The following is a 24,103-nucleotide window of genomic DNA, read 5'->3' on the forward strand; positions in this document are numbered from 1 at the left end:
CAGATATGGAAAAGACATATAACCCGCAAGATATCGAGCAGCCGCTCTACGAGCACTGGGAACAGCAGGGCTACTTCAAACCGAATGGCGATACCAGCCAGGAAAGCTTTTGCACCATGATCCCGCCGCCGAACGTCACCGGTAGCTTGCATATGGGTCACGCCTTCCAGCAAACCATCATGGATACCATGATCCGCTACCAGCGCATGCTGGGTAAAAACACCCTGTGGCAGGCAGGTACGGACCACGCCGGTATCGCCACGCAGATGGTGGTTGAGCGCAAGATCGCCGCTGAAGAGGGCAAAACGCGTCAGGATTACGGTCGTGACGCCTTTATCGAAAAAATCTGGCAGTGGAAGGCTGAATCCGGCGGCACCATCACCCGCCAGATGCGTCGCCTCGGTAACTCGGTTGATTGGGAGCGTGAGCGCTTCACCATGGATGAAGGCCTGTCCAACGCGGTGAATGAAGTCTTCGTTCGTCTGTATAAAGAGAACCTGATCTACCGTGGCAAGCGCCTGGTAAACTGGGACCCGAAACTGCGCACGGCGATCTCTGACCTCGAAGTGGAAAACCGCGAGAGCAAAGGCTCAATTTGGCACATTCGCTATCAGCTGGCGGACGGCGTGAAAACTGCCGAAGGCAAAGATTACCTGGTGGTGGCCACCACCCGTCCGGAAACCCTGCTGGGCGATACCGGCGTGGCGGTCAGCCCGGAAGATCCACGTTACAAAGATCTGATCGGCAAAGAGGTGATCCTGCCGCTGGTGAACCGTCGTATCCCGATCGTCGGCGACGAACACGCCGATATGGAGAAAGGCACCGGCTGCGTGAAGATCACCCCGGCGCACGATTTCAACGACTACGAAGTAGGCCGTCGTCACAAGCTGCCGATGATCAACATCCTGACCTTTGATGGCGATATCCGCGAGCGTGCGGAAGTGTTCGACACCAACGGTGAAGTCAGCGATGCCTGTTCCGATGAAATTCCGCCGCAGTTCCAGAAGATGGAGCGTTTCGCCGCGCGTAAAGCGATTGTCGCGGCCGTTGACGAACTCGGCCTGCTCGACGAAATCAAACCACACGATCTGACGGTACCGTACGGTGACCGCGGCGGCGTGGTGATCGAGCCGATGCTGACCGATCAGTGGTACGTGCGCACGGCCCCGCTGGCGAAAGTCGCGGTGGAAGCGGTAGAAAACGGCGATATCCAGTTTGTGCCGAAGCAGTATGAAAACATGTACTTCTCGTGGATGCGCGACATCCAGGACTGGTGCATTTCGCGTCAGCTGTGGTGGGGCCACCGCATTCCGGCCTGGTACGACAACAACGGTAACGTCTATGTCGGCTGCAGCGAAGAAGAAGTGCGTCAGGAAAACAATCTGGCCGCTGATGTGACGCTGCGCCAGGATGACGACGTGCTCGACACCTGGTTCTCTTCCGGTCTGTGGACATTCTCTACGCTGGGCTGGCCGGAGAACACCGAAGCGCTGCGCACCTTCCATCCTACCAGCGTGCTGGTGAGCGGCTTCGACATCATCTTCTTCTGGATTGCGCGCATGATCATGCTGACCATGCACTTCATCAAAGATGAAAACGGCAAGCCGCAGGTACCGTTTAAAACCGTCTACATGACCGGTTTGATCCGCGATGAAGAAGGCCAGAAGATGTCCAAGTCGAAAGGCAACGTCATTGATCCGCTGGATATGGTGGACGGCATTTCGCTGGAAGATCTGCTGGAGAAACGCACCGGCAACATGATGCAGCCGCAGCTGGCTGAGAAGATTCGCAAACGCACCGAGAAGCAGTTCCCGGACGGTATCGTGCCTTCCGGCACCGATGCGCTGCGCTTCACCCTCGCCGCGCTGGCTTCCACCGGTCGTGACATCAACTGGGATATGAAGCGCCTGGAAGGCTACCGCAACTTCTGTAACAAGCTGTGGAACGCCAGCCGCTTCGTGCTGATGAACACCGAAGTTCAGGATTGCGGCCAGAACGGCGACGAGATGAAGCTGTCGCTGGCGGATCGCTGGATCCTGACGGAATTCAACAGCACAGTGAAAGCGTACCGTGAAGCGCTGGATAGCTATCGTTTTGATATCGCTGCCAACATTCTGTACGACTTCACCTGGAACCAGTTCTGTGACTGGTACCTAGAGCTGACCAAGCCGGTGATGAACAGCGGCAGCGAAGCGGAGCTGCGCGGCACGCGCAACACGCTGGTGACGGTGCTGGAAGCGTTGCTGCGCCTGGCACATCCGATCATCCCGTTCATTACCGAGACCATCTGGCAGCGCGTGAAAGTGCTGAAGAACATCAACCACGATACCATCATGCTGCAGCCGTTCCCGCAGTATGATGCGGCGAAGGAAGATGCGGAAGCGAAGGCCGATATCAAGTGGATGAAGCAGGCGATTGTGGCGGTGCGTAATATCCGTGCCGAAATGAACATCGCGCCGAGCAAGCCGCTCGACGTGCTGCTGCGCGACTGCTCGCCGGCGGCGCAGCGTCGTGTTGAAGAGAACCGCAACTTCCTGTCGCGCCTGGCGTGTCTGGAGAGCCTGACCATTCTGCCAGCCGGCGAGAAAGGTCCGGTCTCGGTGACCAAAATTGTTGATGGCGCAGAGCTGCTGATCCCGATGGCAGATCTGGTCAACAAGGAAGCCGAGCTGGAGCGTCTGGCGAAAGAGCTGGTGAAGCTGGATGTCGAGATCGAGAAGATTCAGACCAAACTGGCTAACGAAGGCTTTGTATCGCGCGCACCGGAAGCGGTGGTGGCGAAAGAGCGCGAGCGCGTAGCCGAGCTGGAGCAATCAAAAGCAAAACTGATTGAACAGCAGGGCGTGATTGCGGCATTGTAAGCGCTTCAGTCCTGACGCTTAATCGAAGCCGGGCACTGCCCGGCTTTTTTCTATCGGAAGATTATGATGACCACCGCCACGCTACTTAACCTGCAGGTGCGCCCGATTGTCGCCGCCGATAATCCGCGGATTGCGCAGGTGATTCGTGATGTCTCCGCCGAGTTCGGCCTGACGGCGGATAAAGGTTATACCGTGTCCGACCCGCAGCTCGATCGGTTGTTTGAGCTGTACAGTGCGGCGGACAGCGCCTACTGGATCATGGAGCATGAAGGTCAGGTGGTCGGCGGCGGCGGCGTGGCGCCGCTCGCCTGCAGCGCACCGGATATCTGTGAGTTGCAGAAGATGTATTTCCTGCCATCGGTGCGCGGGCTGGGTTTAGCGCGCGAACTGGCGCTGCGTGCGATGGATTTTGCCCGCCAGCGCGGGTTCCGACGCTGCTACCTAGAGACCACCGGCAGCCTGACGCGCGCCATTAAGCTCTACCAGTCGCTGGGCTTTGAACAGATTGAGGACGCGATGGGCTGTACCGGTCACGTGGATTGCGAAGTGAGAATGCTGCGGGTGTTGTGAGGGAGTTGCCCTCACCCCGGCCCTCTCCCGCGCGCGGGAGAGGGAGTGGATCGAGCGCGTTTCAGGCTGGCAATCAGATCAACATACTGCACAAAGTGAGCATGCTGCGGCTGCTGTAAGAGAATTGCCCTCACCCCAGCCCTCTCCCGCACGCGGGAGAGGGAGTCGATCCAGCGCGTTGCAGGTTAGCAGCCGGACCAACACACCGCTCAGAACGGTTCCCGCACGCGGGAGAGGGCCAGCGCGCACCAAATCAAAACGCCGGCACGCCGCTGTGAAAGCGCAGCTCAGCGTCTGGTTCGCTGATCAAGCGCGCTTCTGTTGCCCCAATCGCCCGCACGCGCGGCGCGATATCCTTCGGTGAAATCTGTGCTGCCAGCGTCAGGTAATCCTGATAGTGGCGCGCCTCTGAGCGCAGCAGCGAGATATAAAACTTCTCCAGTTGCGCATCCAGATACGGCGCCAGGCTGGCGAAGCGCTCGCAGGAACGCGCTTCGATATACGCCCCGCAAATCAGTTTATCCACCAGCGTATCCGGTTCATGGGTGGTCACTTCACGCAGCAGCCCTTTGGCGTAGCGGCTGGCGGTGATCTTGCGATAGGGCAAACCGCGCGCCTGCATGATTTCCCACACCTGATAAAAGTGGTGCAGCTCCTCTTTGATCAGCAGCACCATCTTTTCCACCATCTCATCAGCCCACGGCAGTTCATTACGCACAATAATGCTTTTGCTGAGATTCTTGTGGGCATTGATAAAATCGCTGTCGTGATTATCGCCGAAAATAAAATCTTCGTACGGCTGCAGCCACGCCAGAATCGCGTCACCACTGGGTTTATCCGCGACGTATTTGCGAATCAGCCACACCGCGGTCTGCGCCGCTTTCAACTCGCATACCATGTGATCGGTAAGCAGCAGCGTGAGATTTTCCGGCTTGCGCGCTTCATCAATCCACGCCTGCGGCGTGCGGCACTGTAAAAACTGGTGAATGGGGTCTAATAGCGAAGCGTAATTCATCGGAGGTTCTTTGCTGGCAGGAAAATTACCGGGCGGCGCATGCCGCCCGTTAGGGTTTAGTGACGCACACCGTCATCGTCTTCGTCGTCGATCTCTTCGCCGTCGTCTTCATCTTCGGCATCCGGATCTTCAAAGTAGGTGCCCCAGCCGTCGTAATCGACGTTGTATTTCCCGACCAGATTCACCAACTGCTCGACCTGCGCGTCAATCAGCTCCGGCTTCAGCGCCGATTCGCTCAGGATGTCGACGCACATCACGGTGCTACCGTCTTCCAGCTCCAGCTCTTCCGGCTCAGTGACTTCATAGCCCAGCTTGAAAGCGTCAACCGCGGCCTTCTCCAGCGAGTCGAAGTTGTTGCAGGAGAGATGATGCTCGATGGTGTAAAGCGCATCCGGATCGCTGCCGTCTTCCAGCAACTCTTCAATGATCAGGCGCGTCTCTTCGCGCTGTTCTTCCAGCAATGCTTCGTATGCCATGGGCGTGTCCTCAAAATGGTGGCAGTGAATGCAATTATTTTCCCACACTGCCTCGCGCGCCACTACACAAAACAGAAAGTTTCTTATCGCTGGGGTTGAAAATGCATATTAATACGGTTATATTGAATTTTAATTCATTATTGATGTAATGCAGAGCGCAGTATGATTCAGCTGTATTCGAGACATTTCCTGAGATTGCTGGATTTCACCCCAGCCGAAATCACTGGTCTGTTATCACTCGCCAGTGAATTAAAACAGGCAAAGAAAAATGCCAGCGAAACCCAGTACCTGAAAGGCAAAAACATCGCGCTCATCTTCGAAAAAGACTCGACCCGTACCCGATGCTCTTTCGAAGTTGCCGCCTACGATCAGGGTGCTAACGTCACCTACCTCGGCCCGAGTGGCAGCCAGATCGGCCATAAAGAGTCGATGAAAGACACCGCGCGCGTATTGGGACGCATGTATGACGGCATTCAGTACCGCGGCTACGGCCAGGCGCTGGTAGAGACGCTGGCCGAATATGCCGGCGTGCCGGTGTGGAATGGCCTGACCACCGAGTTCCATCCGACGCAGCTGCTGGCTGACCTGCTGACTATGCAGAAGCATCTGCCGGGCAAAGCGCTGAGCGAGATGACGCTGGTGTATGTCGGTGATGCGCGCAACAACATGGGCAACAGCATGCTGGAAGCGGCGGCGCTGGTGGGGCTGAATCTGCGGCTGGTGGCGCCGAAAGGCTGCTGGCCAGAAGAGGAACTGGTGGCGCAATGCCGCGCGGCAGCGCAGCACACCGGCGGCAAAATCACCCTGACAGAAGAGATTGGCGAAGGCGTGCAGGGTGCTGATTTCATCTATACCGACGTCTGGGTATCGATGGGCGAAGCGAAATCGGTGTGGGAAGAGCGCATCGCCCTGCTGCGTCCTTATCAGGTGAACAGCGCGATGCTGGCACTGACCGGCAATCCCCAGGTGAAATTCCTGCACTGTCTGCCAGCTTTTCATGATGACCAAACCACACTCGGACGGCAGATGGCCGAACAGTATGGTCTGCATGACGGCATGGAAGTCAGCAACGAGGTGTTTGAATCCGACCATAGCGTGGTGTTTGACCAGGCGGAAAACCGCATGCACACCATCAAAGCGGTGATGGTGGCGACGCTGAGTCAGCGCTAAGCCTGCGCAGCGCAAACGTTTACCTCGCGCGTGATTTCTGTTTGATGCTGCTCTGTGAATGCGTATAATGCGCCACAATTTGCCGGAGGAAACATGCAACAGCGCAGCGTACAATTTGCCGCTCCCGTTCGCCTGAATGCAGGCGGCGCACCTGTTTCTTTCCGTCATTCATCGATCGCCAGAAAGCCCCTGTTGTAAAGGGGCTTTTTTTTGTCCGCAATCCGGCAGCGCAGAGGAGAGAGCTATGGCCAACCCGCTATATCGCAAGCACATTATTTCCATCAACGACCTCAACCGCGATGAGCTGGAGCTGGTGCTTCATACCGCCGCCCAGCTGAAAGCCCATCCGCAGCCGGAGCTGCTGAAACACAATGTTATCGCCAGTTGCTTCTTTGAGGCCTCAACGCGCACCCGTCTGTCGTTTGAAACCGCGATGCACCGGCTGGGCGCGTCGGTGGTGGGGTTTGCCGACGGCAGCAACACCTCGCTGGGCAAGAAAGGGGAAACCCTCGCCGATACCATCTCGGTGATTGACACCTATGTGGATGCCATCGTGATGCGCCATCCGCAGGAAGGGGCGGCGCGGCTGGCCACGGAGTTTTCGGGCGGCGTACCGATCCTTAACGCCGGCGACGGGGCCAACCAGCATCCGACGCAGACGCTGCTCGATCTGTTCACCATCCGGGAAACCCAGAGCCGCCTCGATAACCTCAACGTGGCGATGGTCGGCGACCTGAAATATGGCCGCACCGTGCATTCGCTGACCCAGGCGCTGGCGAAATTCAGCGGCAACCGCTTCTACTTCATCGCACCGGATGCGCTGGCGATGCCGTCCTACATCACCGATATGCTGGATGAACAGAACATTGCTTGGTCGCGCCACGACAGCATCGAAGAAGTGATGCCGGAGCTGGATATTCTCTACATGACGCGCGTACAGAAAGAGCGTCTCGATCCCTCTGAGTATGCCAACGTGAAAGCGCAGTTCATTCTGCGGGCAGCCGACCTGGCCGGTGCGCGCGATAACATGAAGGTGCTGCATCCGCTGCCGCGCATTGATGAGATCACCACCGATGTCGACAGCACGCCGCACGCTTGGTATTTCCAGCAGGCCGGCAACGGCATCTATGCCCGCCAGGCCCTGCTGGCGCTGGTACTGAATAGCGAACTGGCACTGTAAGGAGCAGAACGATGACCCACGATAACAAACTGCAGGTTGAAGCCATCAAACGCGGCACGGTGATCGACCATATTCCGGCGCAGGTCGGTTTTAAGTTACTGTCACTGTTCCGCCTCACTGAAACCGATCAGCGCATCACCATCGGCCTTAATCTGCCGTCGGGCGAGATGGGGCGTAAGGATCTGATCAAAATTGAAAATACTTTTCTGACCGATGACCAGATCAATCAGCTGGCGGTGTACGCGCCGCACGCCACGGTGAATCGCATTGATGAGTATGAAGTGGTGGCGAAGATCGCACCGACGCTGCCGGAACGCATCGAGCGCGTGCTGACCTGCCCCAACGGCAACTGCATCAGCCGCAGCGAGCCGGTGTTCTCCAGCTTTGCGGTGAAACAGCGCGATGACGATGTGCACCTGAAGTGCAAATACTGTGAGAAAGAGTTCGCGCGCCACGTGGTGCTCGGTCACTGGTAATCGCCCGTTTCCTCCCTATAATGGGGCGAACATTTTCGCGGCGGGCAAGGGTTCGCCGCGCATGCCTAAGGAGAAACAATGTCTCGCGAAATCAGTACTGAAAAAGCCCCGGCAGCGATTGGCCCGTACGTCCAGGGTGTGGATCTCGGCAGCATGATCATCACCTCCGGCCAGATCCCGGTCGATCCGGCCACCGGTGCGGTTCCGGACGACATCGCCGCGCAGGCGCGTCAGTCGCTGGAGAATGTGAAGGCGATTGTGCTGGCCGCTGGCCTGCAGGTGGGCGACATTGTGAAGACCACCGTGTTCGTCAAAGACCTGAACGATTTCGCCACGGTCAACGCCACCTATGAAGCGTTTTTCACCGAACATCAGGCCAGCTTCCCGGCGCGTTCCTGCGTGGAAGTGGCGCGTCTGCCGAAAGACGTGAAGATTGAGATCGAAGCCATCGCGGTACGTCGCTGATTTAGCTGTAATCAATCACACAGCATGCAGGGGGCGCATCCGTGCGCACCTGGAGAGATCGCCAGGTCGTCATGAATAACGACCCTGCATAGTTCGTGACTTCCGATATTCCCTATCTCGACGATCGCAGCAATTTTTCCAGCGGTCGCACCAGCGCCAGCACCGTTTCATCCTGCACCTGCGCCGCCGCATCCAGCTGCGCGTGCATCTGCGCCACTTCGCCTGCGCCGTAGGCCTGATTGCGCTCCAGCGCGTTAACCAGATCTAATCCCATCCGGCTTAGCGCGGCTACCTGGCGCACCTGCGGCTGGAGCGCTTTCAGCTGATAATTGCCCAGCGCCAGCGGCATCACCGCATCGCTGTTGCGCTGCCAGCGCTGCAGTTGATGGCGCAGGGCGCTGGCGGCAGCATGATCGCCGCGATTCGCAATTAGCGCATCCACCTGCTTATCCAGCAGCCGCACCGGCTCGCTCTCGGCCGGCAGCACGTCCGCCAGCCGGTTCAGCGGCTCAAAATAGTCATAATGCCCGGCCTGAAACTTCAGGTGCTGCCGGGTGTAATACTGCGCGGGTTCAAGCACTTCCGCCAGCACGCGCAGCGGAGTGATATCGCTGCTGTTGGCCAGCCGCATCATCTGCACCTCGGCCTGCTAATGCTGCTGCAGGCCGACCGACACCGTCCCCCAGCGATCAATCGCGCTGAGCCGCTGGTACATATTCTCGCTGTCGGTCACATCCTGCGCCGACCACAGCCGCTCCGCCACCACAAAGGCGCGCGGCCACAGCCGCGTATCAATCACCCGGCTATTCACGTTCTCCGCCCACAGCGCCGCTTCACCGCCCAGCAAATCACGCTGCAGCTGAGCGGGCGTGGGCAGTACCGGGGCAATACCGGCCGGTATCTGCGCCAGCCTGCTGCCTGTGGTCGGATAGCGCACATTGCCCACCCACACGTAGCCGGTCAGGCTGTCACGCGTCAGCGTCACCACCGGCTGAAACGGCCCCATCCAGCTGTCGACGCTGAAGGTCAGCTGCGTCGGTGATAGCCAGCGAATGTCGCTGACCTGGCGTCGCGCCTTGCCGCTGAAATCGATAAAGCCGCGCCAGCCGTTTTTGCTCTCAATCAGGGTAAAACTGCCCTGCACCGCGCTGCCTTTCAGACGCGGCATAGTAAACTGCCAGCTTTGCGCCTGATCGTCGGCGCGCAGTTGATCGACGCCGTTCAGCCCCTGCGGCTAGGGCTCGTTGCGATAGTGATACGCGGCGCTCTGCGGCTGGTCGAGATAAAAACCGGTGGAAAGAATGCCGCGATAACCCTGCTTTACCACTTCGCTCAGCGCGTCCTGCCCCTGCCACGACTGAATCACAATACTTTTCGGCAGGTCGGGATGGTACACCTCATCCCAGCCAAGCATGCGCCGCTGATGCGCGGCGAGAATCTTCTCAACCCGCTGGTTGAACCACGCCTGCAGCGCATGTGCGTCCTGCAGGCCGTAGTCTCGCATAAACTGCTGAATCTTCGGTGAGGCGTTCCACTGACTGGGATCGACTTCATCCCCGCCGATGTGAATGTAGGGATCGGGAAAGATCGCCGCGACTTCGCCGATCAGCGTGTCGATAAAGCGAAACACCGCTTCATTGCTGGGATCGAGCAGCGGTTTAAACACCCCCCAGCCGCGCTCCATGGCATACGGCCCCGGCGCGCTCATCAGCTCCGACATCGCCACGGCTAGGGCGGAAGCATGGCCTGGCAGATCGATTTCCGGCACCACGCACACGCCGCGCTGGGTAGCATAAGTGCACCAGCTCGCGCATTTGCTGCTGGCTGTAGAACAGGCCATCACTGGCCTGCAGCTGCAGCTGCGGATAGTGACTGGAAGCAAAGCGCCAGCCCTGATCGTCGGTCAGGTGCCAGTGAAACACGTTCATGCGCGCCGCGGCGATACCATCAATCTGCCGCTTGAGGGTTTCCAGCGGCAGGAAGTGGCGCACCGGGTCGATCAACACGCCGCGCCACGGGAAGCGCGGCCGGTCGTCGATAGTGACAAAGGGAATTTGCTTGCCGCTGGCGGTGTTGGCGATCAGCTGCAGCAGGGTTTCCATGCCGCGCATCGCGCCAAAACGGGTATGTGCCTGCAGCAATACGCCGCTGCTGCTGACCTCCAGACGGTAGCTTTCGTCGCTGTCCGGTTGCGGTAGCGGATCGACCGCGTCGGCAATCCGGACCTGAATAGCGGGACGTTCGCTGGCCGGGCTGACAGGCAGCAGCGCCTAGCCGGTTTGCCGCGCAATGCTGGCGCGCCAGCGCGCTTCGGCCCCTTCAAGGTGATCGCCGGTGATGTGCAGCGAAAATTGCGGCGTCAGGGTAAATGCGCCACCGCCAGCAGGCTGCGTCACCTGCTGTGGCCACGGCATCAGCGGCAGATCGCCTGCCGGTGCGGCCTGCGTGGAAAACGTCAGGGAACACAAAACGGCCAGCAGCGTACGGGGCAGAAGCATGGTGGGCATCCTTGTAAAGCAAAACGATAGGTCAGAAATGGCGCAAAACGCTCATTAAACCTGTTTCGCAACGCAAAGCAAGTTGCAACCGGCTGAAATTTGTCCGGCTTAAAACTTTTCAGTGTAGCGGCTGTTGACCACTGCACGGCTTTCAGGCGCTGGCCGCGCTTCTTTGCGACAGGTCAAAAACAGTGCGATTAATTCCCTCTGAAACACCACATGTTGCGATTACACTCCTTAAAATTAATTTACATGTAGTTTCCAGCGGAGAAAGGGAAGATGGCAACGGTAGTGATTAAGCGTGACGGTTGCAGGGTGCCGTTTGATGCCCGGCGCATTGAAGCTGCAGTGCGTGCCGCCGCGCAGGCCGCCCAGGTTGACGACTTGGCCTGGTGCACGACGGTCGCTCAGCAGGTCAGCGCGCAGCTGGCAACGCAGGCTGAAGTCGATATTCGCGACATACAGTGTGCCGTGGAAGAGGCGCTGATGAGCGGACGCTGGCCACAGCTGGCGCGCGCCTATATTGAATACCGTCACGACCGCGATCTGGCGCGCGAGCAGCGCGGCAAGCTGCACCATGCCATCCGCGGCCTGGTGGAACAGACCAACGCGGCGCTGCTCAACGAAAACGCCAACAAAGACAGCAAAGTGATCCCGACGCAGCGCGACCTGCTGGCCGGCATCGTGGCCAAACATTATGCCCAGCAGCAGTTGCTGCCGCGCGATGTGGTGCTGGCGCACGAGCGTGGGGAAATCCACTATCACGACTTCGACTACTCTCCCTTCTTCCCGATGTTTAACTGCATGCTGATCGATCTGCACGGCATGCTGACGCACGGCTTCAAAATGGGTAACGCCGAGATTGAACCGCCAAAATCCATCGCCACCGCCACCGCGGTGACGGCGCAGATCATCGCGCAGGTCGCCAGCCATATTTACGGCGGCACCACCATTAACCGCATTGACGAAGTGCTGGCGCCGTTTGTCACCCTCAGTCTCGACAAGCATCGCCAGATTGCCCGCGAATGGCAGATTGCTGATGTGGAAGCTTACGCGCGCGCGCACAGAAAAAGAGTGCTACGACGCGTTTCAATCGCTGGAGTACGAGGTTAATACGCTGCACACCGCCAATGGCCAGACGCCGTTCGTCACTTTTGGCTTTGGCCTCGGCACCGACTGGGCGGCGCGCCTGATTCAGCAATCGATTCTACGCAACCGCATTGCCGGGCTGGGCAAAAACCATAAAACCGCGGTGTTCCCTAAGCTGGTGTTTGCCATTCGTGAAGGCGTCAATCGCCGCGCCAGCGACATCAATTACGACATCAAACAGCTGGCACTGGAGTGTGCCAGCAAGCGCATGTATCCGAATATCCTCAACTACGACAAAGTGGTGGAAGTCACCGGCTCGTTCAAAACGCCGATGGGCTGCCGCAGCTTCCTCGGCGTTTACGAGGAAAACGGCGAGCAGATCCATGAAGGCCGCAACAACATCGGCGTGATCAGCCTCAACCTGCCGCGCATTGCGTTAGAAACCCAGGGAGACGAAGCCCGCTTCTGGACGCTGCTGGATGCGCGCCTGGCGCTGGCGAAGCGGGCGCTGATGACCCGCATTGCCCGGCTGGAAAAAACCAAAGCGCGCGTCGCACCGATTCTTTACATGGAAGGAGCCTGCGGCGTGCGGCTCAACGCGGACGACGAGGTGGGCAAGATCTTCCGCAACGGCCGCGCCTCGATCTCGCTGGGGTATACCGGTCTGCATGAAACGCTTAACGCGCTAAGCGGCAACGCCGTGCATCCGTATGATGCCGCGCACCTGCGCGCAACCGGCGTGGCGATTGTGACGCATCTGCGTAAAGCGGTGGATGCGTGGAAAGCGGAGACCGGCTACGGCTTTAGCCTGTACAGTACGCCAAGTGAAAACCTGTGTGATCGCTTCTGTCGCCTCGATGCCGCCGAATTTGGCGTGGTGCCGGGCGTGACCGACAAGGGCTATTACACCAACAGCTTCCATCTCGACGTAGAGAAAAAGATCAATCCGTACGACAAAATCGATTTTGAAGCGCCCCACCCGGCCATCGCTAACGGCGGCTTCATCTGTTACGGCGAATACCCCAACATTCAGCACAACCTGCGGGCGCTGGAAGATGTGTGGGATTACAGCTACGACCGCGTGCCCTATTACGGCACTAACACGCCGATCGATGAGTGCTACGCATGCGGCTTCAGCGGCGAATTCAGCTGTACCAGCAAAGGCTTTACCTGTCCGTGCTGCGGCAATCACGATCCGGCGTGCGTCTCGGTCACGCGCCGCGTCTGCGGCTATCTTGGCAGCCCGGATGAGCGGCCGTTCAACGCCGGCAAGCAGGAAGAAGTGCAGCGCCGTGTCAAACACCTTGATACCGGACAGCTGGGATGATGCACATTCATCGCTACTACGATGTGGATATCCTGAATGGTCCCGGCACGCGCTGCATGCTGTTTGTCGCGGGCTTCGAACATCAGTGTCGCGGCTGCTACAACCAGAGCACTAGGCGGCCTGACTCCGGCGTGCCGTTTACGCTGGCCATGGAGGAGCAACTGATCGCCGATCTGCAGGATCGCCGCATTCCACATCAGGGGCTGTCGCTGAGCGGCGGCGATCCACTGCATCCGCACAATGTGCCGCATATTCGCCGGCTGGTGAAACGCGTGCGCCGCGACTGTCCGGATAAGATATCTGGCTGTGGACCGGCTACACCCTGGCGGAGCTGACGGTGGCGCAGCGCGAAGTGATTGCGGAAATCGACGTGCTGATTGATGGACGTTTCATCGAAGCGGAAAAAGATGCGCGGCTGCTGTGGCGCGGCAGCCGCAATCAGACTATCTGGTATCTACGCCAGCCACAGCGCGAGTGTGCCGAGCAGCAGCACCGCCACGATGTAGAGCTGAGTGGTGTTCCAGAACAGTCGCCACATCACGCGCAGCCAGCGCGTCAGAAACCGTTCATGGCTTTCGTGAGGCAACAGCGGCGCGGCAACGGCGGTTTTCGGCACGCTGCGCTGCACCAGCATGGCAATGCCCAGCAGCATCACCCCACCCCGCCACCAGCCGAATGGCGGCAAACTGCCAGCCGAGCACAAAGCCCATAAACACCAGCGTTGCCGGATTGAGCAGCGGATTCGCCAGCCAGAACGCCATCGCGGCGCCGCTTGAAACCTGCGCCTGGCGCAGGCCGACGGTCACCGGCTCGGCACAGCAGCTGCACATCATGCCCGGCAGGCCAAAACCGGTGCCGACCAGCGTGGCCCCCAGCCGGTTGCTGCCCATCAGGCGCAGCAGCCAGCGGCGCGGAATCAGCACCTGCACCAGCGAGCCCAGCACCACACCGAGCACCGCGGCTTTTTACACCGCGAGAAAATAGACCATGGCGTAATCCAGCGCGGCGCGCCACGGCGAATCTGCTGCATTGGCAAGAATAGATCGGCCGATGGAATGGGTTTCTGCAGCCGTGAAGGCTTTGCCATAGTAAGGCTGCCATTTAACGTACCACAGGCCGATAGGCACCACGGCGAGGAACAGCAGCGGTTTCCACCAGGCGAAGCGGGCCGCTGGTGCAGGTGAGGCGAATTGGGTCATAACCGGTTCCGTATTCAACTGAATAACGTATGCCGCGCGGAGGGCGCGACGCAGATCCTACAGTGTTATTCAGGTTATGCCCGTGTGCCAGCGTCGTCACGCTTAAACTTGATCTGTCTCCGGAATTTAACCGGTGCCGCCTGCGCCGGCTGGCTTGCGTTTCCGCGCTCAGGGTCCAGACTTGTTTGTTGAAACGTGTCACGCACAGCAGGTGCGTGACCAGCAAGGAGGAGAAAGATGAGCAAGAGAATAGCGGTTCTGATTACCGATGAATTTGAAGACTCAGAGTTTACCTCACCGGCCGAGGCCTTCACCAAAGCGGGCCATGAAGTGGTCACCATTGAGATGCAGGCGGGCAAAACCGTGAAGGGAAAACAGGGCAAAGCCGAAGTCAAAATCGACAAGGATATTGACCATGTCAGCCCTGCCGAGTTCGACGCGCTGCTGCTGCCCGGTGGTCATTCGCCTGACTCGCTGCGCGGTGACGATCGCTTTGTCACCTTCACCAAAGAGTTTGTCGCCAGCGGCAAACCGATTTTCGCCATCTGTCACGGTCCGCAGCTGCTGATCAGCGCGAACGGCGTGCGAGGTCGCAAAATGACCTGCGTGAAAGCTATCGCCATCGATCTGCGTAATGCCGGCGCGGACTTTTACGATAAAGAGGTGGTGGTTGATAATGACAAGCTGGTCACCAGCCGCATGCCTGAAGACCTGCCCGCGTTTAACCGCGAATCCCTGCGGATTCTGAACGCAGCGTAAGGCGGTCGCCCGGTGCGCCTCTGTGCGTGCCGGGCTAACGCTGCCAGACAATCTTTTTGCCAAACCCCAGCGCGTTATCGGTCATTTTCAGCTCATCAAGCGTAATTTCCCACAGCGGCGCGGTGACTTTTTTTGCCACCGGAAAGCGCGACTGATAGGCCTTCAGCGCCTGTGCCTCATCGGTCAGCTGAATACGCCCGCTATACTGCACGCCTTTAATCAGCAGCACCGTTTTCGGCTGGCCGTTCACCGTGCCGGCGACGCGTGGATGACGCGACATCAGCGCGCCGTGACGCGTATCGGCTTCGGTCATCAGCCAGAACGCCATACGCGCTTCATCGAACACGTAGAAACAGTTGGCGCACCACAGCGCGTCACCGTCGCTGGCACACAGCGACAGCACGTGCTGCTTTTTCAGATAGCGAATCAGATGAGAATGGTCAGACAAGAGCAACTCCGTGCGTTGATAGCGATACGGCCGCAGGCGCGTTACACTGCCCGCCAGCACATGAACGAGGTTTGTAAATGGAACAGGGCTGGCAGCTGTATATGCTGCAAACCGCCGCCGGGATGCTTTATACCGGCATCACCACTGACGTCAACCGTCGCCTGCAGCAGCACCAGCGGGGGCGCGGTGCCCGCGCGCTGCGCGGCAAAGGTCCGCTGACGCTGGTGTTTCACTGCGCGGCCGGCGATCGCGCGGCGGCTTCCCGGCTGGAGTATCAGGTAAAACAGCTGAGCCGGGCGCAGAAACTGCTGCTGGTTGCCCAGCAGCCAGCCTGCTTAACCGCGTGGTTTAGTCGATACGATTGAAAGGCGCCGAGAAGGCGATCAGCCCTTCTGCCCCATCGAACGCATCGTCAGCCAGTTTATACACCTGAAACGCCGCTTCGCTGCCGGGCCAACAGCAGTGCAGGCCGTGACACGCCGCCGGTTCAAAGCCGAGCGGATTGTAGAACTGCGGATCGCCCAGCACCACCACGGCGCTGTAGCTGAACTCATTGAGCGAATCGAGCCCTTCATACACCAGCTGTTTAGCAATGCCCTGACTGCGCACGGAGGCATCGACCGCCAGCGGCGCCAGCGCCACCCAGTTACGATCTTCGCCCTGCAACGTCACCGGACTGAAGGCGGCATAACCCAGCACCTGGCCTTCGTCATCGGTGGCCACCACGCCCAGCGTGAGTAAACCGTCTTCACGCAGCTGCTGTACCAGTTCCGCTTCGGCTGCGGTGGCAAAACTGCGCTTTAACAGGCTGTCGATGCCTGCCGCGTCCACACCAATTTCAGTACGAATCAACATGAGATCCCCGCGCGCGCCTCAGCGGCCTTCGCGTCCTGTGTCATTCCTGCCTCAACAAAAGCAGCCAGCTGCAGCAACCCTGTGCGCAATGGCGTGGGTATGGCGTCCAGTTCTATGGCATCCATCAGATTCTTCACCTCCAGTTCCAGCTCCGTGTCGCCCTCAATCACCAGACGGCGCTGAAAGAACAACATATCGGGGTCGGCTTTGCGTGCTGCTACCAGCAGCAGATCGTTGGCTTCGCCACGAAACCAGACATCTGTTTCGGCGTCGCGCGAAACGGTCAGGCGCTCGTCCTGCAGCGTGGTGATCCAGCGCAGATTGACGTCCGCGATCTCAATGCCGAGATAGCGCCCTTGCAGAAAGTCTAACTCACCTTCAGCCAAAGCATGACGAAATTGCCAGTTTAGGAGTTGTTGCAAAACCGTTTTTTTCACCGCGAATGGTATTAGCGACACCGGTAAAGCGAGGAATTCCGGCCCTTTTTCAATTAACAGGCCGCGTAAGCGTGCGAACATGCGCTGCACTCCCTTGAGAAAATTTTATCTATATTGCCACATCCGTCGGCTTTCGCCTCAACCGGGATCAAGGAAATCGCCCCGCGTCTGTGCGAAAATTTTCCATTCCGCCCTGGCAATCCCGCTTTCACTGCCTTAAATCAACATTGCTGCACCTGCGCTTCCTTACACTCAACGGCGTTCAGAATCCGGGGGAGGAAATTGTATGGAACTGCTGTGTCCGGCGGGGAATTTACCTGCGCTGAAATCGGCGGTGGAGCACGGCGCTGACGCGGTGTACGTCGGCCTGAAAGATGACACCAACGCCCGCCACTTTGCTGGCCTCAATTTTACCGATAAGAAACTGGCAGAAGCCGCGCGCTTCCTGCATCAGCACCGGCGTAAACTGCACGTGGCGATCAACACCTTCGCCCATCCCGACGGCCTTAACCGCTGGCAAAGCGCCATTGACGTCGCCGCACAGAACGGTGCCGATGCGCTGATTCTGGCCGATATCGCCACGCTGGAGTACGCCGCCAGGCGCTATCCGCAGGTTGAACGTCACCTGTCAGTCCAAGCGTCCGCCACCAATCTGCAGGCCATTCAGTTTTATCACCGCCACTTTGCGCTGAGCCGCGTGGTGCTGCCGCGCGTGCTGTCGATGCACCAGGTGAAGCAGCTAGCGCGCGAAACGCCAGTGCCGCTCGAAGTGTTCGCTTTTGGCAGCCTGTGCATTATGGCCGAAGGCCGCTGCTATCTCTCGTCGTGGCTGACCGGCGAGTCGCCGAACAGCGCGGGCACCTGTTCACCGGCCAAATTTGTTCGCTGGCAGCAGACGGCACAGGGCATGGAGTCGCGCCTGAACGAAGTGCTAATTGACCGTTACGCCGCCGATGAGAGCGCGGGCTATCCCGACGCTGTGTAAAGGGCGCTACGAGGTGGATAACCAGCGCTATCACGTGCTGGAGGAGCCCACCAGCCTGAATACCCTGGCGCTGCTGCCAGAGCTGCTGCGCGCCAATATTGCGTCGGTGAAAATTGAGGGACGCCAGCGCAGCCCAGCCTATGTGGCACAGGTGGCTAAAGTGTGGCGTCAGGCGATCGATCCCTGCATGGCCGATCCGCAACAGTTCACGGTGCAGGCGCCGTGGATGCGCGCGCTCGGTGAACTTTCTGAAAGTAGCCAGACCACGCTTGGCGCCTATCACCGCGACTGGCAATAAGGAGACCGTATGAAATACGCCATCGGCCCGGTGCTGTGGTACTGGCCTACCGCCACGCTGGAGCAGTTTTACCAGCGCGCCGCAGAGAGCAGCGCAGAGATTGTCTACCTCGGCGAAGCGGTGTGCAGCAAACGCCGCGCCACCGCGTTCAGTCAGTGGATGGGAGGGGCCGCACGCTGGCGGCCAGCGGCAAACAGGTGGTGTTGAGCACGCTGGCGCTGCTGCAGTCCCCTTCGGGGGTCAAAGAGCTACGCAGCTATGTTGAAAACGGTGAGTTCTTACTGGAAGCCAACGATATCGGCACCGTGAACATGGCGGCAGAGCGCAAACTGCCGTTTGTCGCCGGTCCCACCCTGAATGTGTATAACGCGCAGACGCTCCAGCTGCTGCTGCAGGAGGGCATGACGCGCTGGTGCATGCCGGTGGAGATGTCACGCGACTGGCTGATTCAGCTGTTGTAGCAGTGCCATGACGCTGGCCTGCGCGACCGGTTTGAGGTTGAAGTGCTCGGCTACGGCCATCTGCCGCTGGCGCTGGCGCGTCAGGCTGAAGCCCTTGGCTTTCATCGCTACTGTCTGGCCGAACATCACAACATGACCGGCATCGCCAGCGCCGCAACGTCGGTGCTGATAGGCTATCTCACCGCTAACACCGAAACGCTGCGCCTCGGCTCCGGCGGGATCATGCTGACCAACCACGCACCGCTGGTGATTGCCGAACAGTTTGGCACCCTAGAATCCCTCTACCCTGGCCGTATCGATCTCGGACTGGGCCGTGCGCCCGGCTCCGATCAGCGCACCATGCTGGCGCTGCGCCGTCATCTTTCGAGCGCCCAGGCCGACAGCTTCCCGGAAGATGTGGCCGATCTGATCCGCTGGTTCGATGCCGAAGAGGGCGAACATCCGCCGGTGCAACCAGTGCCCGGCCTCGGTCTGAAAATTCCGGTGTGGCTGTTAGGTTCCAGCCTGTATAGCGCGCAGCTGGCGGCGCAGCTTGGTCTGCCGTTTGCCTTTGCTTCGCACTTCGCGCCAGACCTGCTATTGCAGGCGCTGCACCTGTATCGCGAAAAATTCCAGCCCTCTGCGCGTCTGGCAAAACCTTACGCTATGGTGTGTGTCAACGTGGTGGCGGCAGACAGCGATCGTGATGCGCGCTTCCTGTTCACCTCGATGCAGCAGCAGTTCATTAATCTGCGCCGCGGCAAGCCCGGCCCGCTGCCGGCGCCGGTGGAGAACATGGATAACCTGTGGTCGCCGTCCGAACAGTATGGCGTGCAGCAGGCGCTGAGCATGTCGGTGGTGGGCGATAAAGATAAAGTGCGCCACGGCCTTGCCGCGCTGCTGCGCGAAACCCAGGCGGATGAGATCATGGTCAACGGCCAGATTTACGATCCGCAGGCGCGCCTGCGTTCGTTCGCGCTGGCGATGGAAGCCGCACGCACGCTGTAAGCCTTACTGCGGTGGGGAGAGTCCTTCCGGCCCCACCGCCATCTTGCGCACATCGCGCGCCGGTGATTGGCCATAAAAACGGCTGTATTCCCGGCTGAACTGCGACGCACTCTGATAGCCCACCCGGTAGCCCGCCGTCCCGGCATCCAGCTTCTCAATCATCATCAGCCGGCGCGCTTCGTTGATGGTGATGCCGACGCCAAGACAGGGTTTCTTTGGCGTCGCCAGCACCACGCAGGACTGCACCGGCATGTCCATGGTGACCAGCAGCAGATCGCCCGGCCCGTAATGCATCACATCATCGCCCATGCGCAGTGCTTTCTGGCCCTGTGCCATCAGCGCAAAACCCGCCCAGCTGGCAATGTGCGCCAAGCTGAAGGGGTGCGAGCTGCGGCCAAAAGAGAGAAAATCAATCGCGCTGGCGGTGCGCCCATCCTGCTGCGCGTGACGGGCAATCATCGCCACCAGCTGTTGCCACTGTTCCTGATGAATCATGCGTTATGCACTCCGCGATGAAAAATCACTGAATCCCCATTCTTACCTGCCGATGCGGTTGCGCCTAGTCCCTGCGCCACAGATTTGCAGGATCGTGCAAAAAGCTTGCAGGATTGCGCTACCGCACAAAGCGGCAACAGCGCATGCTTTACTCACCCGAAATCTTAGGTGGAGAGACACAATGCAAGCACTTGAAGGCAAAATTGCGCTGGTGACGGGCGCGTCGAAAGGCATTGGCGCCGCCATCGCCATGACTTTCGCCGCGGCCGGCGCCCGGGTGGTGGTGAATTATCGTCAGGATGAAGCGGGCGCGGCGGATGTGGTGACCGATATCTGCGCGCTGGGAAGCGACGCCATCGCCGTACAGGCCGATATATCCCGTGAAGCTGACGTGCAGCGCCTGTTCGCCAGCAGCATCGCGCAGTTTGGCGCGCCAGACATCGTGGTCAACAACGCCGACATGTTTCACCACGGCGACTTCGCCCGCCTCAGCGTTAGCGACATGCAGCAGCAGCTCAACGTTAATCTGCTCGGTACGCTGCTGGTGTGCCAGCAGGCGGCGCAGCATTTTCCGGCGCGCGGCGGCTGCATCATTAACCTCAGCGCGCTAAACAGCCAGCGCAGCCTGCCCGGTTCCGTACTGTGGTCAGCGGACCAAGGGCGCAATCGATACCTTAACGCAGGGGCTGGCACGTGAGCTGGGCTCGCGCAATATTCGCGTCAACGCGCTGGCACCGGGGATCATTCTGACCGAAGGGCTGCTGGCAGCGAAAAAAATGAATGCGGAATTTAAAGCGCAGCTGATCGCGGCCACGCCGCTGGGACGCTTTGGCCTGCCGGAGGATGTGGCACAGGTGGCGCTGTTTCTGGCGTCGGAAGAGTCGGCTTATGTTACCGGTGAGCGGGTGCTGATTGCCGGCGGCGTGTAAAGCCCGCGTTACAGACATAAAAAAAGGACGCTTGCGCGTCCTTTTTATTTTTAAGCGATTAACGCTTACGCATCACGGCGACGTGGTGCAGCAGCGCCTTCGTCGCGACGTGGGCCACGGCCACCTTCACGGCTAAAACGTCCGCCTTCACGACCGCCTTCGCGACGCTCGGAGAAACGACGCGGTGCGCCGCCTTCACGGTTGCCACCCTCACGGTTACCACGACGCTCACCACCGAAGTCACGACCGCCGCTACGACGCTCGGTGCGCTCGTGTGGCTGTGCATCGCCCAGCAGCTGCATATTCATCGGCTTGTTGAGGATACGCGTACGCGTGAAGTGCTGCAGGACTTCACCCGGCATGCCTTTTGGCAGCTCGATAGTAGAGTGAGTACCAAACAGCTTGATGTTACCGATGTAACGGCTGCTGATGTCGCCTTCGTTAGCAATCGCGCCCACGATATGACGCACTTCAACACCATCATCACGGCCCACTTCAATACGGTACAGCTGCATTTCGCCAACGTCACGACGTTCACGACGTGGACGGTCGCCGCCACGCTCATCGCGATCGCGGAATTCACGACGCTGTGGACGCGGTGCATCCGGTAGCAGAATCAGTGGACGTTCGCCCTGCGCCATTTTCAGCAGCGCAGCGGCCAGCGTTTCCATATCCAGCTCTTCTTCTGGCTGCATTTTAGCCAGCAGCGCACGGTACTGATCCAGATCGCTGCTTTCCAGCTGCTGCTGAACTTTCGCAGCTAACTGCGCCAGACGACGCTGACTCAGCAGCTCGGCGTTAGGCAGCTCAACTTCCGGAATAGTCAGCTTCATGGTGCGTTCGATGTTGCGCAGCAGACGACGCTCGCGGTTCTCAACGAACAGCAGCGCACGGCCAGCACGACCCGCACGACCGGTACGGCCGATACGGTGCACATACGATTCGGCATCCATCGGGATGTCGTAGTTAACCACCAGGCTAATACGCTCAACGTCCAGACCACGGGCCGCAACGTCAGTCGCGATCAGGATATCCAGACGACCGTCTTTCAGGCGCTCCAGCGTCTGCTCACGCAGCGCCTGGTTCATGTCACCGTTCAGCGCGGCGCTGTTGTAGCCGTTACGCTCCAGCGTTTCTGCCACTTCCAGTGTGGCATTTTTGGTGCGCACGAAGATGATGGCAGCATCGAAGTCTTCCGCTTCGAGGAAGCGCACCAGCGCGTCAGACTTACGGCCGTAAGCGGTCCAGTAAGACTGAGAAATGTCCGGGCGTGTAGTGATGCTGGACTGCATGCGCACTTCCTGCGGATCCTTCATGAAACGCTTGGTGATACGGCGAATCGCTTCTGGCATGGTTGCAGAGAACAGTGCGGTCTGATGACCTTCCGGGATCTGCGCCATGATGGTTTCAACGTCTTCGATGAAGCCCATACGCAGCATTTCATCGGCTTCGTCCAGTACCAGACCACGCAGGCTGGACAGGTCCAGGGTACCGCGTTTCAGGTGATCCAGCAGACGGCCCGGGGTACCAACCACGATCTGTGGACCCTGGCGCAGTGCGCGCAGCTGCACGTCATAACGCTGGCCACCGTACAGGGCCACGACGTTAATACCGCGCATGTGTTTAGAGAATTCTGTCATCGCTTCAGCCACCTGAACCGCCAGTTCGCGGGTCGGCGCCAGCACCAGAATTTGCGGTGCGCGGACAGAAGGATCAACGTTGTTCAGCAGCGGCAGCGAGAAAGCTGCTGTTTTACCACTACCGGTCTGCGCCATACCCAGCACATCACGGCCCGCCAGCAGGTGAGGAATACACTCAGCCTGGATTGGCGATGGCTTAACGTAGCCCATACCGTTCAGTGATTCGAGGATGTCGGCGTTCAGGCCCAGATCAGCAAAAGTGGTTTTAATATCAGTCATGTAGTACACGTGCCTCTTAGATTGCGGCGGCCAGTCTACATAACTCGTCGTGAAAACTTTCAGTCATTTTCATCAAAAAGTGTGAACCGGCTCAAATTAGAAGTTTTGACGAACAGAAAAGCCCTCACCTGTTCAGGCGATGACTTTACGGGTAAATCAGGCAATAAAAGTTCGTCAGCTATTGCTGGTCAGATTCTGATAAATCGTCTTGTGTCTGGCCGAGTTGCACCAGTTCCAACAATGCGTATCGGTGTTCAACAAAGTTATTGACGTTGTTGGCCACCGCCAGTTTGAACAACGCTTTCGCGTCGTCCTTCTCCCCCAGACTTAGGTAGTACTTACCTAAATAGAAGTTGGTTTCACTGAGATGTTCAGCGAGCAAGGTGTTATCCGTTGCGTCCGCCTTGAAACGTTCCATCAATGTTTTTTCACTGATGTCGCTCAGGTAGAACTCGACAATATTCCATCCCCATTGGTCCTTAGCCGCCTTATCGTAACGCTGTTGTAGCGTCACTTTTGCCTTATCGGCGTCCATCTCGCGTTCAACGAGGTAGAGCCACAGGCTGCGGAACGGATCGTTAGGATCGTCTTGATAAAACGCCAGCAGATCATCTTGCGCTAACTTGTATCGACCGCCATAATAGAAGGCGATACCACGGTTTAAATACGCATAGTTGTAAGTTGGATCAAGCTCAAGTACAGAATCAAACACTTCATAGGCATCATTAAAATTGCCTGCCTCCGTTAAGTAAATGCCGAGATAGTTAAACACTTCCGGCATATCCGGTCTGATAGACAGCGCTTGCGAAAAATCGTTTTGCGCTAAAGCCCTCAGACCCAAACTATCATACAACACTCCGCGCTCATATAACAGCTGTGCGCGTTCATCATCGGTCAGGGCCCGACTGGCAAGAATTTGTTCCATTCGCGCCAGAATAACCTCTTGCTGCAGTGTGGGCTGCAAAGGTACTGCCAGAACTTCGTTCTTACGCCAATTGGAGTTGCTGCATCCTGCCAGCGTGATAGCTGTCGCAACAAAACACCAGCGCAAAAAAGGCTTCATTTCCCACTCCCGAATACAAACATTGAAATAACCATCCTGTCATCCGCCTGCTATGCACAAGGGTTCGCGCCCTCGCGATGATACCCGTCCTGCTTCAGCTGCACTGACACGCTGACCAGCTCGCCACGCATTCCGGGTATA

18 protein-coding genes and 7 pseudogenes are annotated in these 24,103 nt (G+C 58.6%); 14 read left to right on the forward strand and 11 right to left on the reverse strand.

Annotated elements, in window-relative coordinates; genetic code table 11:
- Nucleotides 1–5 precede the first annotated feature (5 nt).
- Nucleotides 6–2,861, forward strand: a complete 2,856-nt coding sequence (locus AC6I8M_RS18670) for a valine--tRNA ligase (protein ID WP_010615958.1) — start codon at nucleotides 6–8, stop codon at nucleotides 2,859–2,861.
- A 63-nt stretch (nucleotides 2,862–2,924) separates the two neighbouring features.
- Entirely contained in the window at nucleotides 2,925–3,431 is a 507-nt protein-coding gene (locus tag AC6I8M_RS18675; protein WP_022547939.1) for a GNAT family N-acetyltransferase, read from the forward strand.
- Between the two features lie 253 nt (nucleotides 3,432–3,684).
- Here AC6I8M_RS18675 and miaE read toward each other — a convergent pair whose 3' ends face one another.
- Together miaE and rraB are read right to left on the reverse strand one after the other, a co-directional pair.
- Nucleotides 3,685–4,446: a tRNA isopentenyl-2-thiomethyl-A-37 hydroxylase MiaE gene (gene miaE, locus AC6I8M_RS18680; RefSeq protein ID WP_498013561.1), complete on the reverse strand. Its 762-nt coding sequence runs from the start codon at nucleotides 4,444–4,446 to the stop codon at nucleotides 3,685–3,687.
- 56 nt (nucleotides 4,447–4,502) lie between these two features.
- Nucleotides 4,503–4,922, reverse strand: a complete 420-nt coding sequence (gene rraB, locus AC6I8M_RS18685) for a ribonuclease E inhibitor RraB (RefSeq protein WP_010615961.1) — start codon at nucleotides 4,920–4,922, stop codon at nucleotides 4,503–4,505.
- Between the two features lie 162 nt (nucleotides 4,923–5,084).
- Between rraB and argF the strand changes: the two genes are divergently transcribed.
- The 4 genes from argF to ridA all read left to right on the forward strand — a co-directional run bounded on the left by argF (nucleotide 5,085) and on the right by ridA (nucleotide 8,213).
- Nucleotides 5,085–6,092 (forward strand): ornithine carbamoyltransferase, encoded by a 1,008-nt coding sequence (gene argF / locus AC6I8M_RS18690; RefSeq protein ID WP_010615962.1) that lies wholly within the window; start codon nucleotides 5,085–5,087, stop codon nucleotides 6,090–6,092.
- A gap of 244 nt (nucleotides 6,093–6,336) precedes the next feature.
- Nucleotides 6,337–7,272 carry an aspartate carbamoyltransferase gene (pyrB, locus tag AC6I8M_RS18695; RefSeq protein WP_010615963.1) on the forward strand — a complete coding sequence of 312 codons (936 nt, stop codon included), beginning with the start codon at nucleotides 6,337–6,339 and terminating at the stop codon, nucleotides 7,270–7,272.
- An 11-nt stretch (nucleotides 7,273–7,283) separates the two neighbouring features.
- On the forward strand, nucleotides 7,284–7,748 hold the full coding sequence (pyrI, locus tag AC6I8M_RS18700; RefSeq protein ID WP_010615964.1) for an aspartate carbamoyltransferase regulatory subunit: 465 nt from the start codon (nucleotides 7,284–7,286) through the stop codon (nucleotides 7,746–7,748).
- 78 nt (nucleotides 7,749–7,826) lie between these two features.
- Nucleotides 7,827–8,213: a 2-iminobutanoate/2-iminopropanoate deaminase gene (gene ridA / locus AC6I8M_RS18705; protein ID WP_010615965.1), complete on the forward strand. Its 387-nt coding sequence runs from the start codon at nucleotides 7,827–7,829 to the stop codon at nucleotides 8,211–8,213.
- Nucleotides 8,214–8,325: 112 nt separating this feature from the next.
- Here ridA and AC6I8M_RS18710 read toward each other — a convergent pair.
- A pseudogene (locus AC6I8M_RS18710) lies at nucleotides 8,326–10,711 on the reverse strand (beta-N-acetylhexosaminidase).
- A gap of 279 nt (nucleotides 10,712–10,990) precedes the next feature.
- On the opposite strand from AC6I8M_RS18710, the pseudogene nrdD reads away from it, so the two are divergent.
- Nucleotides 10,991–13,127, forward strand: a pseudogene (nrdD, locus tag AC6I8M_RS18715) (anaerobic ribonucleoside-triphosphate reductase).
- Nucleotides 13,124–13,587 (forward strand): annotated as a pseudogene (gene nrdG, locus AC6I8M_RS18720) (anaerobic ribonucleoside-triphosphate reductase-activating protein); the annotation flags it as partial. The pseudogenes nrdD and nrdG, both read left to right, overlap by 4 nt.
- Here nrdG and AC6I8M_RS18725 read toward each other — a convergent pair.
- Nucleotides 13,588–14,326 (reverse strand): annotated as a pseudogene (locus AC6I8M_RS18725) (permease); the annotation flags it as partial.
- Nucleotides 14,327–14,563: 237 nt separating this feature from the next.
- Here AC6I8M_RS18725 and AC6I8M_RS18730 point away from each other — a divergent pair.
- Nucleotides 14,564–15,085 carry a type 1 glutamine amidotransferase domain-containing protein gene (locus AC6I8M_RS18730; protein ID WP_010615969.1) on the forward strand — a complete coding sequence of 174 codons (522 nt, stop codon included), beginning with the start codon at nucleotides 14,564–14,566 and terminating at the stop codon, nucleotides 15,083–15,085.
- A 34-nt stretch (nucleotides 15,086–15,119) separates the two neighbouring features.
- Here AC6I8M_RS18730 and AC6I8M_RS18735 read toward each other — a convergent pair whose 3' ends face one another.
- On the reverse strand, nucleotides 15,120–15,533 hold the full coding sequence (locus tag AC6I8M_RS18735; protein ID WP_010615970.1) for a YhbP family protein: 414 nt from the start codon (nucleotides 15,531–15,533) through the stop codon (nucleotides 15,120–15,122).
- A 77-nt stretch (nucleotides 15,534–15,610) separates the two neighbouring features.
- Here AC6I8M_RS18735 and AC6I8M_RS18740 point away from each other — a divergent pair, with 77 nt between their 5' ends.
- Nucleotides 15,611–15,898, forward strand: coding sequence for a GIY-YIG nuclease family protein (locus AC6I8M_RS18740; protein WP_010615971.1), 288 nt, complete (start codon nucleotides 15,611–15,613; stop codon nucleotides 15,896–15,898).
- Here the strand turns inward: AC6I8M_RS18740 and AC6I8M_RS18745 are convergent.
- Together AC6I8M_RS18745 and ubiT are read right to left on the reverse strand one after the other, a co-directional pair.
- Nucleotides 15,882–16,388 (reverse strand): GNAT family N-acetyltransferase, encoded by a 507-nt coding sequence (locus AC6I8M_RS18745; RefSeq protein WP_498013562.1) that lies wholly within the window; start codon nucleotides 16,386–16,388, stop codon nucleotides 15,882–15,884. The genes AC6I8M_RS18740 and AC6I8M_RS18745 overlap by 17 nt on opposite strands.
- Nucleotides 16,382–16,906, reverse strand: coding sequence for a ubiquinone anaerobic biosynthesis accessory factor UbiT (ubiT, locus tag AC6I8M_RS18750; RefSeq protein WP_010615973.1), 525 nt, complete (start codon nucleotides 16,904–16,906; stop codon nucleotides 16,382–16,384). Before ubiT ends, AC6I8M_RS18745 begins: the two co-directional genes overlap by 7 nt.
- Before the next feature lie 205 nt (nucleotides 16,907–17,111).
- On the opposite strand from ubiT, the pseudogene ubiU reads away from it, so the two are divergent.
- From ubiU to AC6I8M_RS18765, 3 genes and pseudogenes are all read left to right on the forward strand, one after another.
- A pseudogene (ubiU, locus tag AC6I8M_RS18755) lies at nucleotides 17,112–18,108 on the forward strand (ubiquinone anaerobic biosynthesis protein UbiU).
- Nucleotides 18,109–18,117: 9 nt separating this feature from the next.
- A pseudogene (locus AC6I8M_RS18760) lies at nucleotides 18,118–18,647 on the forward strand (U32 family peptidase); the annotation flags it as partial.
- Nucleotides 18,630–19,556 carry a luciferase-like monooxygenase gene (locus tag AC6I8M_RS18765; protein ID WP_498013834.1) on the forward strand — a complete coding sequence of 309 codons (927 nt, stop codon included), beginning with the start codon at nucleotides 18,630–18,632 and terminating at the stop codon, nucleotides 19,554–19,556. The pseudogene AC6I8M_RS18760 and the gene AC6I8M_RS18765, both read left to right, overlap by 18 nt.
- Before the next feature lie 3 nt (nucleotides 19,557–19,559).
- Here AC6I8M_RS18765 and AC6I8M_RS18770 read toward each other — a convergent pair whose 3' ends face one another.
- Complete coding sequence (locus tag AC6I8M_RS18770) at nucleotides 19,560–20,051, reverse strand: AraC family transcriptional regulator (RefSeq protein WP_010615977.1); 492 nt, start codon at nucleotides 20,049–20,051, stop codon at nucleotides 19,560–19,562.
- 181 nt (nucleotides 20,052–20,232) lie between these two features.
- Between AC6I8M_RS18770 and AC6I8M_RS18775 the strand changes: the two are divergent.
- Nucleotides 20,233–20,980 (forward strand): annotated as a pseudogene (locus AC6I8M_RS18775) (SDR family NAD(P)-dependent oxidoreductase).
- A gap of 65 nt (nucleotides 20,981–21,045) precedes the next feature.
- Here the strand turns inward: AC6I8M_RS18775 and AC6I8M_RS18780 are convergent.
- The 3 genes from AC6I8M_RS18780 to nlpI all read right to left on the reverse strand — a co-directional run bounded on the left by AC6I8M_RS18780 (nucleotide 21,046) and on the right by nlpI (nucleotide 23,962).
- A complete protein-coding gene (locus AC6I8M_RS18780; protein WP_010615978.1) occupies nucleotides 21,046–22,899 on the reverse strand; it encodes a DEAD/DEAH family ATP-dependent RNA helicase in 1,854 nt (617 codons plus the stop codon).
- A 16-nt stretch (nucleotides 22,900–22,915) separates the two neighbouring features.
- Nucleotides 22,916–22,972, reverse strand: coding sequence for a protein YrbN (gene yrbN, locus AC6I8M_RS18785; RefSeq protein WP_098053093.1), 57 nt, complete (start codon nucleotides 22,970–22,972; stop codon nucleotides 22,916–22,918).
- A gap of 105 nt (nucleotides 22,973–23,077) precedes the next feature.
- The gene (nlpI, locus tag AC6I8M_RS18790) at nucleotides 23,078–23,962 is read right to left on the reverse strand and encodes a lipoprotein NlpI (protein ID WP_498013563.1); all 885 of its coding nucleotides are present in this window, start codon (nucleotides 23,960–23,962) and stop codon (nucleotides 23,078–23,080) included.
- Nucleotides 23,963–24,103: the final 141 nt, after the last annotated feature.

This window comes from Type-A symbiont of Plautia stali (genome assembly GCF_059731155.1).